At 62.0% G+C, this 10707-nt stretch carries 10 protein-coding genes; 8 read left to right on the top strand and 2 right to left on the bottom strand.

Annotation, left to right across the window (positions count from 1 at the left end; all coding sequences use genetic code 11):
- Positions 1-627 (bottom strand): radical SAM protein (locus KBT70_RS00535; RefSeq protein ID WP_296627518.1); only part of this gene is annotated, 627 nt, incomplete at its 3' end.
- An 85-nt stretch (positions 628-712) separates the two neighbouring features.
- On the opposite strand from KBT70_RS00535, the gene KBT70_RS00530 reads away from it, so the two are divergent.
- From KBT70_RS00530 to KBT70_RS00520, 3 genes are all read left to right on the top strand, one after another.
- Positions 713-1153 (top strand): hypothetical protein, encoded by a 441-nt coding sequence (locus KBT70_RS00530; RefSeq protein ID WP_296627515.1) that lies wholly within the window; start codon positions 713-715, stop codon positions 1151-1153.
- 75 nt (positions 1154-1228) lie between these two features.
- The gene (locus tag KBT70_RS00525; protein WP_296627513.1) at positions 1229-1894 is read left to right on the top strand and encodes an HAD-IA family hydrolase; all 666 of its coding nucleotides are present in this window, start codon (positions 1229-1231) and stop codon (positions 1892-1894) included.
- 90 nt (positions 1895-1984) lie between these two features.
- The gene (locus KBT70_RS00520) at positions 1985-3184 is read left to right on the top strand and encodes a DegT/DnrJ/EryC1/StrS family aminotransferase (RefSeq protein ID WP_296627510.1); all 1200 of its coding nucleotides are present in this window, start codon (positions 1985-1987) and stop codon (positions 3182-3184) included.
- A 244-nt stretch (positions 3185-3428) separates the two neighbouring features.
- Here KBT70_RS00520 and KBT70_RS00515 read toward each other — a convergent pair whose 3' ends face one another.
- Positions 3429-4817: a M20/M25/M40 family metallo-hydrolase gene (locus KBT70_RS00515; protein WP_296627507.1), complete on the bottom strand. Its 1389-nt coding sequence runs from the start codon at positions 4815-4817 to the stop codon at positions 3429-3431.
- A 231-nt stretch (positions 4818-5048) separates the two neighbouring features.
- Between KBT70_RS00515 and hemA the strand changes: the two genes are divergently transcribed.
- The 5 genes from hemA (at position 5049) to KBT70_RS00490 (ending at position 10588) form a co-directional block, all read left to right on the top strand.
- Positions 5049-6278, top strand: coding sequence for a 5-aminolevulinate synthase (gene hemA / locus KBT70_RS00510; protein WP_296627504.1), 1230 nt, complete (start codon positions 5049-5051; stop codon positions 6276-6278).
- A gap of 114 nt (positions 6279-6392) precedes the next feature.
- Entirely contained in the window at positions 6393-7634 is a 1242-nt protein-coding gene (locus KBT70_RS00505) for a helix-turn-helix domain-containing protein (RefSeq protein WP_296627501.1), read from the top strand.
- A gap of 80 nt (positions 7635-7714) precedes the next feature.
- Positions 7715-8842, top strand: coding sequence for a flavodoxin-dependent (E)-4-hydroxy-3-methylbut-2-enyl-diphosphate synthase (gene ispG, locus KBT70_RS00500; protein ID WP_296627499.1), 1128 nt, complete (start codon positions 7715-7717; stop codon positions 8840-8842).
- Between the two features lie 64 nt (positions 8843-8906).
- Positions 8907-10052, top strand: coding sequence for a DNA cytosine methyltransferase (locus KBT70_RS00495; protein ID WP_296627496.1), 1146 nt, complete (start codon positions 8907-8909; stop codon positions 10050-10052).
- Positions 10049-10588 carry a GIY-YIG nuclease family protein gene (locus KBT70_RS00490; protein ID WP_296627493.1) on the top strand — a complete coding sequence of 180 codons (540 nt, stop codon included), beginning with the start codon at positions 10049-10051 and terminating at the stop codon, positions 10586-10588. The genes KBT70_RS00495 and KBT70_RS00490 overlap by 4 nt, the downstream gene beginning before the upstream one ends.
- Positions 10589-10707 lie beyond the last annotated feature (119 nt).

Here is a 10707-nt window from a genome sequence, read left to right as displayed (position 1 = left end):
CCAGTATTGGCCCAAGCGGTCTTCGTTGCCGATATCGCCCATCGGCATCACCTCGATGAAGGTGAGGTCCATGTCGCGGGAGGCGCACCACTCGGTAAGGGTGAAAAGCTCGTCCTCGTTGAAGCCCTTGAGTGCCACGGTGTTGATCTTGACGCGCAGCCCGGCGTTCTGGGCCGCGTCAATCCCCTTGAGCACCTGCGGCAGGCGGCCCCATCGGGTGATGTCGGCGAATTTCTGATCATCGAGCGTATCGAGCGAGATATTCACCCGGCGCACGCCGGCTGCATAGAGATCGCCTGCGAAGCGTTCCATCTGGCTGCCGTTGGTGGTGAGGGTCAGTTCCTTGAGTGCGCCCGATTCCAGATGGCGGGTCATCGCGTCAAAGAAGGTCATGATGCCCTTGCGCACCAGCGGTTCTCCGCCGGTGATGCGCAGTTTCTGCACCCCCATGCGCACGAAGGTCGAGCAGAGGCGATCCAGTTCTTCGAGCGTGAGCAATTCGCGCTTGGGCAGGAAGGTCATGTTCTCGGACATGCAATACACGCAGCGGAAATCGCAGCGGTCTGTCACGGAGACACGCAGGTAAGAGATGGCGCGCTGAAACGGGTCTATCAGGGGTGCTGTCATGGCGTAAATCTAGGCGGGGGGGCGCGGCGGGGCAAGGGACAAGTTGGCCGTTGAAGGGCCAAGTTCGGGAGGGTAGGGTGGACAAATGAGACATTTGATCATGATCTTGGGCGTTCTGGCGGTTTCGGGCTGTGCGCAGGTGGAGCGGGTCTTTGGCCCCCGTGCGGCCCCTGCGCCCGAAGTGGTGGTGCCGATGACGCCTGAGGCGCTGGATGCAACAACGCCTGCCGAGCGCAAGGCGGCGCGGGCCGAGGCGGCGACTGCACCGGCGGGGGCGTTGGGAACAACCGTGGCCTCGCTTGGGTCGCCGGCTGAGCCGGGGCTCTGGCTCAAGACGCCGCTTGTCGATGCGCCGGGGCGGGGGCGGGTGGATTATGCGCCGACCGGGCAATCGGTGGCGGTCGATCTCATTCCGCTTGCGGCGGAGCGGGGCGCGGGCAGCCAATTGTCGTTGGCGGGGTTCCGGGCCTTGGGGGCGGCGCTGACGGCGCTGCCGGAGTTGCAGGTTTACCGGCTGGCCGAGTAGGTCTGCGCGTCTTTTCCTTTGTAATTCGGGCAGGGCCGCTCTATCCGCAGGCGTGAAGCGGACAGGGGGCAGGGCATGCGCACGGTGGTTTTCGATCTGGATGGAACGCTTGCGGATACAAGCGGCGATTTGCTGGCGGCGGCCAATGCCTGTTTTCGCGATATGGGCGTGGGCGATCTGCTGCGGGCCGAGACCGATACCGGCGTGGCCCTGCGCGGCGGGCGCGCGATGCTGCGGCTGGGGATGGAGCGGTTGGGCCGGGCCGAGGATGAGGCGACGATTGACCGCTATTACCCGGTGCTGCTTGAGGCCTATGCGCAAGCGATTGACGTGCATACCGTGCTCTATCCGGGCGCGATGGCGGCTGTGGAGCGGCTGAGCGGCGATGGCTACCGCGTGGCGATTTGCACCAACAAGCCGGAGGGTCTGGCGCGGCTTCTGCTGGAGCGGTTGGGGGTATTGGGGGCGTTTCAGGCGCTCACGGGTGCCGATACGCTGGCGGTGCGCAAGCCGGACCCCGAGCATCTGCGCGAAACAGTGCGACGGGCGGGGGGCGACCCGGCCCGCGCGCTGATGGTTGGCGATACGGTGACGGATCACGATACGGCGCGGGCGGCGGGGGTGCCGTCGGTCCTTGTGGGCTTTGGTCCCGGTGGGGCGGCGGTGGCGGCGCTGAAGCCCGAGGCGGTGATCGCGCATTATGACGAATTGCATGATGTGGTGCGGCGTCTTATCGGCTGAGCCGCAGGGCGGTTTCGGGTTTTCTGAAGGAAGCCCGTGCCGTGGCGCAAAACCATTGACGCAGGCGGGGGTGCGCCCCAAAACAAGGTCATGACAGAGAGATTCACAGGCAATTTCACGCAACAGGAGCCGATCCCCGAAGAGGGGATCGCGGCGGCGCTCGACGTGCTGCGGTCGGGCCGGTTGCATCGGTATAATCTGGTGGGCGAGGAGGCGGGCGAGGTGGCCGCCCTCGAGCGCGAATTCGCGGCCTACACCGGCGCACGCTATGCGCTGGCGGTGACGTCGGGCGGCTATGCGATGGCCACGGCGCTGCGCGCCTTGGGGGTGGGGCCGGGGGACAGGGTGCTGACCAATGCCTTTACGCTCGCCCCTGTGCCGGGGTCGATTGCCAGCGTGGGGGCGGTGCCGGTTTTTGTGGGTGTGACCGAGACGCTGACGATTGATCTGGAGGATCTGGCGGCCAAGGTGGATCAGGCGGATGTTCTGATGCTGAGCCATATGCGCGGGCATCTGGTGGATATGGATGCGCTCATGGCGATTTGCGATGCGGCCGGTGTGACGGTGATCGAGGATTGCGCGCACACGATGGGGGCGGCGTGGCGCGGCGTGCCCTCGGGGCGCTGGGGCAAGATCGGGTGTTATTCCACCCAGACCTACAAGCATATGAATTCCGGCGAGGGTGGCTTTCTGATCACCGATGACGAGACGGTGATGGCGCGGGCGGTGATGCTGTCGGGGTCCTATATGCTCTATGTGCGGCATGGCACGGTGCCGCCTGCGGAGGTGTTCGAGGCGGTCAAATATGACACGCCCAATGTCTCGGGGCGGATGGATCATCTGCGCGCGGCGATATTGCGGCCGCAGTTGCGGGCGCTGGAGGGTCAGTGCGAAAAGTGGAATGCGCGTTACCGAGTGGTCGAGGACGGCTTGCGCGGCACGCCGGGGCTGACGGTGGTCGAGCGGGCCGAGGCGGAGCGCTATGTGGGCTCGTCCATTCAGTTCCTGTTGCTGGATTGGGACGGGGGGCGAATTGCCGAGGTGTTGAAGCGGTGTCTGGCGCGCGGGGTCGAGTTGAAATGGTTCGGCGGGGCGGAGCCGGTGGGGTTCACCAGCCGCTATGACAGTTGGCGCTATGCGCCGTCTTCGCCGATGCCCGCGAGCGACCGTATCCTGCGCGGGATTGTCGATATGCGCCTGCCGCTGACCTTTAGCCTAGAGGATTGCGCACAGATCGCGCGGATCATCCGGGCCGAAGTGGGCGCGGTCTATCAGGCGCAGGGCGTTTAGGGGGCGTTCAGCCCAGAGCGGACAGTCAGGGTGCCCCGCGCGCGGAACAAGGCGCGGCACGCGCCGCCGCGCGATCGCTGGGCCGTCCCGCGGCCTAGCGATTTTGATGTGTAGCGCCTCACTGAGAAGTCACTCGGACTTTGCTGACATAAAGTGGCATCCAGTTCTGTTGCTTCGCTAGTCCCCGGCCCAGAGACCGCGCGTCTCCTCAACGCAGACTATTGTCCCTTTCTGGCCACGCGTGTCACTTCGCGAGCGCGTCCAGCACCCGCGCCCAGCTTCGGATGCCTTTGTGAAAGCTCTGGACGTTGTATTTTTCGTTGGGCGAGTGGATGGCGTCATCCTCTTGGGCAAAGCCGATGAGCATGGCGTCTAGGCCGAGGATTTGCTTGAAAAACCCGGCGATGGGGATGGAGCCGCCCATGCCGGTAAAGACCGCCTCGCGCGCCCATTCGTCCGAGAGCGCCTGACGGGCGGCCTCGAATTCGGGGCGGGTGATGTTCATTACCGCCGCGGGCGAGCCGTCGAGATCCTGATTCCAGGTGATCTTGGCATCGGGCGAGAGGCGATCTTCGACGTGTTTGCGTACCTTTTTGCGCAATTTATCGGGGTCCATGTCGCCGACAAGGCGGCAGGTCAGTTTGCAATGGGCCTCGGACGGGATCACCGTTTTGGTGCCAGCCCCCTGATAGCCGCCCCAGAGGCCGTTGATTTCGAGCGTGGGCCGCGCCCATTGCTGAACGAGGGTGGAATAGCCCGCCTCGCCATGCGCACGGGTCATGCCGACGGAAGAGAGGTATTCATGTTCGTCAAAACCGCAGCTTTCCCATTGGCGCAGGAGGTCGGCGGGCACCTCATGGACGCCCTCATAAAAGCCCTCGACCGCGACGCGGCCCGTCTCGTCGTGGAACGAGGCGATGAGCCGCGAGATTTCGCGCAACGGGTTGAGGGCGGGGCCGCCATAATGGCCCGAGTGCAGGTCGATGCGCGGGCCGGTGATGGTGAACTCGTCCTTGAGCATGCCGCGCAGTTGCGAGGCGATGGAGGGCACGCCGGGGGCCACCATGGAGGTGTCGCAGATCAGGGCCAGATCGGCGCTGAGTTCGGCGGCATTGGCCTTCATGAAGGGGATGAGGGAGGGCGAGCCTGATTCCTCTTCGCCCTCAAAGAAGAAGGTGATGCGGCAGGGGAGATGGCCATTCACGTCCCGATAGGCGCGGCAGGCCTCGACGAAGGTCATCAATTGGCCTTTGTCATCGGAGGCGCCGCGCGCGCGGATCACTTTTCCGTGGGGCGTGTCCTGAATTTCGGGGGCAAAGGGATCGGTATGCCAGAGCGCCAGAGGATCAACCGGCTGCACATCGTAATGCCCATAAAAGAGGAGGTGTGGCCCCGAGGCATCCGCCGGTCCGTCAATATGGCCCACGACCATCGGGCGGCCCGGCGTTGCGCGATTTTCTGCTTTGACGCCAAGGGTTTGCAGGTCTGCCACCAACCAATCGGCGGCGGCCTCGCACTCGGCCGCATAGGCGGGATCGGTCGAGATCGAAGGGATTCGCAAGAGCCCGCTCAGCCGGTCGAGGGCGGCGGGCAATTGGTCGTCGATGCGGGAGAGAACGGCGGAAAGCGACATGGCGGGCCTTTGGGTTTGAGTATGATTGCAAAGGAGGGTATCAGGCGGCGCGGCACTGTCCAGTCACTTGACCCAGGTCAAGGAGCGCGGCAGCGTCAATTTGTAACCTGTTGCGCAAGGGGAATGTGTTTTATCTGCATTCCAAATTTTGAATAGGCGGCAGATCAAGCCGCCCAAGGCCCGAAGGACGGCTGGCCCCGTCTGCCGGTGACGATCAGGAAGGACACGCCAGTGGATTACGAAGCCAAGCTGGATCAGGCGATTGACCGTTTGCATCAGGAAGGTCGCTATCGCACCTTTATCGACATCGAGCGGAAGAACGGCAATTTCCCCCATGCGATGTGGCGCAAGCCGGATGGCGCGGAGCAGCCGATCACGGTCTGGTGTGGCAATGATTATCTGGGCATGGGCCAGCATCCGGTTGTCCTGAGCGCGATGCATGAGGCGATTGACGCTACGGGCGCCGGATCGGGCGGCACACGTAATATTTCCGGCACCACCGTCTATCACAAGCGGCTCGAGGCCGAATTGGCCGATCTGCATGGCAAGGAAGCGGCGCTGCTCTTTACCAGCGCTTATATCGCCAATGATGCGACGCTGAGCACGCTGCCCAAGCTCTTTCCGGGGCTGATCATCTATTCTGATGCGTTGAACCATGCCAGCATGATCGAAGGTGTGCGCCGCAATGGCGGGGCCAAGCGGATTTTCCGGCACAATGACGTCGCACATCTGCGCGAGTTGCTGGCGGCGGATGATCCTGCCGCGCCCAAGCTGATTGCCTTTGAGAGCGTCTATTCGATGGATGGGGATTTTGGCCCCATCGAGGCGATTTGTGATCTGGCGGATGAATTTGGCGCGCTGACCTATATCGACGAGGTGCATGCGGTGGGCATGTATGGCGCGCGCGGGGCGGGGATCTGCGAGCGGGACCGGCTGATGCACCGCTTGGATATCATCAATGGCACGCTGGCCAAGGCCTATGGCGTGATGGGCGGCTATATCGCGGCCTCGGCCAAGATGTGCGACGCGGTGCGGTCCTATGCGCCCGGTTTCATTTTCTCGACTTCGCTGGCACCGGCGCTGGCGGCGGGGGCCTGTGCCTCGGTTGCCTATCTCAAGACCGCTGCGGGGCAAAAGCTGCGCGAGGCGCATCAGACGCAGGCGAAAATCCTCAAGACGCGGCTCAAGGCCATGGGCTTGCCGATGATCGACCATGGCAGCCATATCGTGCCGGTGATCGTGGGCGACCCGGTGCATACCAAGAAGCTGAGTGACATGCTGCTCGAGGGCTATGGCATCTATGTCCAGCCGATCAATTTCCCGACCGTGCCGCGCGGCACCGAGCGTTTGCGCTTTACCCCCTCGCCGGTGCATGGACCCAAGGAGATGGATGCGCTGGTGCGCGCCATGGACGAACTCTGGAGCCATTGTGCGCTGAATCGCGCCGAATTGGCGGGCTGATCCCTCTGCACGTGCATTATACCTTGCCTTGTGTTAAGGTCTGATAAAGAAAAGTTCAGAGCTCGAATCGGAAAATTCGGGCATTTGGGCAAGACACTCAAGAGGCAGGGGCGCATGATCGGGCGGCGATTTTCGCGGAAGGCCGAAGTGGAAGAGGTTGAAGCCAGAGGCTTTGACGCTTTTGAGTTGCGCCTTGGCGATTTGATGCGCGGCGAGCGCGCGACGCTCGGAAAATCCCTGCTGGATGTGGAGCGCGAGTTGCGGATCAAGGCCAATTACGTGGCCGCGATCGAGAACTGTGATCCGTCTGCCTTTGATACCCCCGGTTTCATTCCCGGCTATGTCCGGTCCTATGCGCGCTATCTCGGGATGGACCCGGATCAGGCGTTCAAGGCGTTTTGCGTCGAATCCGGATTTTCCATCGCGCATGGCATGTCGGCTGAGGCGTCGTCGATCCGCAAGCCGGGTCCGGCCAAGCAGCGCAAGAAAGCCGCGCTGCAAGATCCGTTGATGTCGCCCAACACTCCGTTTTTGCCTGCCTCGGAGAGTTTCCTGTCGCGGATCGAGCCGGGGGCGATCGGATCGGCTCTGGTTCTGGTCGCATTGATCGGGGCGATTGGCTATGGCGGGTGGAGCGTGCTGCGACAGGTGCAGCAGGTGCAGCTTGCGCCGGTGGAGAATACGCCGGTGGTGCTGGCCGATCTCGATCCGCTGAGCGGGGCCACGGTGAGCCCGGATGTTGTTCCCGAGGGCGAAGAGGCGGCATCGGGCGTGTTCCAGCCGCCGCGCGACGAGCGGTTGAGCAGGCTTTACCGCCCCAAGGCGCTGGATGTGCCGGTGATGGTGGCGCGGGATGCGCCGATTTCCACGCTGGACCCGCGCGAAGTGGGCACGCTGAGCCCCGGCGCACCTGAGGCGGATCGTGACAGCGGTATCGCGCTGGCGCTGCGCGAGGCGCAAGAATTTGACGCCCCCGGCCCGAACCGGCCGCAGGTGGTGGCCGGGAACATGGCCGAGGTGCAGGTGGTCGCGGTGCGCCCGGCCTGGGTGCGGGTGCGCGCCGCCGATGGCAGCGTGATCTTCGAGGGTATTCTGAACGCGGGCGACAGCTATCCTGTGCCGGCCACGGAAGAGCCGCCGACGCTGCGCGTGGGCGAATCGGGCGCGATTTATTTCGCGGTCAATGGTCAGCATTACGGGCCTGCGGGCACGCGCGGGGCTGTGACCTCGGGGCTGGCGCTGACGGCGGAGGGGTTGACCGGGCGGTTTGCGCTGGCCGATATCGAGGCCGATCAGGACCTGATGCGCTATGTCGCCGAGGCGCAGATTGCGCCTGAGGCTGCACCGCAGCAATAAGCGACACGCGATTGCCCCGGACCCCGGCACGGTTTATCGTGCGGGGAACAGTCACCTTCAGACGAACGGGGTCAGACGCGATGTCGCTCAATCATATCCGCCCGTGGCGCAATATCTATCGCCGCAAATCCCGTCAGATCATGGTGGGCAATGTGCCCGTAGGGGGCGATGCGCCCATCACCGTGCAGACCATGACCAACACGTTGACGACCGATGTGGCGGGCACAGTGGCACAGGTGCAGGCGGCGGCAGAGGCGGGGGCGGATATTGTCCGCGTTTCGGTGCCGGATGAGGCCAGTGCCAAGGCGTTGAAAGACATTGTGCGCGAAAGCCCGGTGCCCATCGTCGCGGACATTCATTTTCACTACAAGCGCGGCATTGAAGCGGCAGAGGCCGGGGCCGCCTGTTTGCGGATCAATCCCGGCAACATCGGCGATGAGCGCCGCGTGCGCGAGGTAATCGCCGCGGCGCGGGATCACGGCTGTTCGATGCGGATCGGGGTCAATGCCGGGTCATTGGAAAAGCATCTCTTGGATAAGTATGGCGAGCCGTGCCCCGATGCGATGGTCGAGTCTGGGTTGGAGCATATCCGTATCCTGCAGGACAATGATTTCCACGAGTTCAAGATCAGTGTGAAAGCGTCGGATGTGTTCATGGCCGCCGCCGCCTATCAGCAATTGGCCGAGGCCACCGATGCGCCGATTCACCTCGGCATCACCGAGGCGGGTGGCCTCATGTCGGGCACGATCAAGAGCGCGATTGGTCTGGGCAATCTCTTGTGGATGGGGATTGGCGATACGATCCGGGTGAGCCTGAGCGCCGATCCGGTCGAAGAGGTCAAGGTGGGCTATGAAATCCTGAAATCGCTGGGCCTGCGGCATCGCGGGGTGAATATCATCTCTTGCCCGTCCTGCGCGCGGCAGGGGTTTGACGTGATCAAGACGGTCGAGGCGCTGGAAAAGCGGCTGGAGCATATCAAGACACCGATGAGCCTGAGCATCATCGGCTGCGTGGTGAACGGCCCCGGCGAGGCGCTGATGACCGATGTCGGCTTTACCGGCGGCGGGGCGGGCAATGGCATGGTCTATCTCGCGGGCAAGCAGAGCCACCGGATGGACAATGCGCAGATGATCGAGCACATCGTCGAGCAGGTCGAGCGACGCGCGGCAGAGATCGAGGCGGAGACAGCGGCGCAGGCGGCGGAATAGTTTAAGGCTTGTTTAATCTCGACATGGAATAGTCCATCCTATAAACATAGATATGGTGTGCGAGATGGATCATTTCCCCAGATATGCCGAATTCTTCTCCGGTGGCGGCATGGTCCGCGCCGCTCTGGGGGAGCGGTGGCAGTGTGCCCTCGCCAATGACATCGACGCGATGAAGTGCCGCGTTTACCGTGAAAACTGGTCAGGAATTGCGCTTGTCGAAGGTGATGTGGCGTTTCTCGATCCAGACTTGCTAAAGCAACCCATTGACCTCTATTGGGCGTCCAGCCCGTGTCAGGATTTCAGCCTTGCCGGCAAGGGACTTGGTCTTGATGGACAGCGTAGCGGCGTTTTCAATCCCTGGTTTGAGAAGGTGCGCGCGGCCGTCATGGCCGGGTTCGCGCCGCGCATAATCGCGTTCGAAAATGTGACAGGCTTGATGTCTCGGCACGAGGGGAAGGACCTAGATCGTGTCCTGCAAGCGTTTATATCGTTAGGCTACAATGTTGGCGCGCTCGAGATTGATGCCTGTTACTTTGTGCCGCAGAGCCGCCCGCGTTTGTTCGTCATCGCAGTTCGGCGGGACGTCGATGTAGCTGAGCTTTGTCAGCCGCAAGCTGATGGGGTGTTCTGTTCGCCTCGGTTGGTGCGTTTTCACGCCAGTTGCGGCAGAGTAATCCGAGAACACTGGTTGTGGTTTCGTATGCCCGCTCCAGTGCCGTTGCCTTGGTGCTTGACCAGCATTCTTGATCCCGATCCCGATACACCATGGTTTTCCGATGAACAGGTCGACTCGTTGCTTGCGATGATGTCTGCTCCGAGCCTCGCGCGGGTTGCAGCCGCCAAGGAACTCGGCCGAACAGTCGTGGGAACTCTTTACAAACGAGGACGTCCTGACGCGGCAGGGCGGGTGCGTCAACGGGCAGAAGTGCGATTTGATGGCATCGCAGGATGCTTGCGCACTCCGGCGGGGGGATCGTCGCGGCAAACAATACTGATCGTTCGCGGGGAGGAGATTGAGGCTCGACTGTTATCACGACTGGAGGTTTCTAGGCTTATGGGATTGCCGTCTTCTTATCGGATGCCTGCACGATATAACGATGCCTACAGGATTGCGGGCGACGGCGTGGTCGTTCCTATCGTGAGATACCTCGACGAGCACCTTTTCCAGCCAATCCTTCTCAAGAGACCGTTGGAAAGGGAAGTGGCTTGAGTGATGTCCAAACTTTTCGAAGCGAAGCGCTCAAGACATTGACTGACGACATCGGTGTTTATGCGCTTTGCGATCTGGATGAGGTTCCGATCTATGTTGGCCAATCCGTTGATGGCATTCGGTCTCGTGTGCGTCGTCATTTGACGTCTGCACGGTCTGACGTCATTGCCAATCGACAAGTGGACGTCTGGGAAATCGCCTATGTATGGGCGTGGCCCGTCAAAGACGTAGGTGAGATCACGGCGTTGGAAGCGTATCTCTTCAATGACTTCGACAATAAAGTCAGATTGATGAACGGGAAGAGTATGCCGGTTCAGGCACAGCAAGTCTATGTTCCTGAAAAACAAGTCATTCAGGTGATCGAAGAAGATGAGCGGATCAATCGCCAAGATCCTGCGCTGCGGTTGCCGCGCCAGATCATGCAATACAACCTGCTTGTTGATTATATTCTGAACGTAAAGGACGCGGAGCATCTGAAAAGATCTCTTGACGCGCATTTTGAGCGCTTGGTCAGGTATCATCGAATCTTTCTGTAAAGTTTGTTTCAACGGAATACTCGTGTTTCGAGCTCGGGATACTCAAGGCTTCCTGTGAGTTTCTCCGCGATCATCACAAGTGGTCGGGCGGCGGAATAGCGCGGTCTTGCTGCGGCTGC

This window comes from Roseovarius sp. (assembly GCF_018066915.1).
Lineage (GTDB): Bacteria > Pseudomonadota > Alphaproteobacteria > Rhodobacterales > Rhodobacteraceae > Roseovarius.
This window is presented reverse-complemented; position numbering and strand designations above follow the sequence as displayed.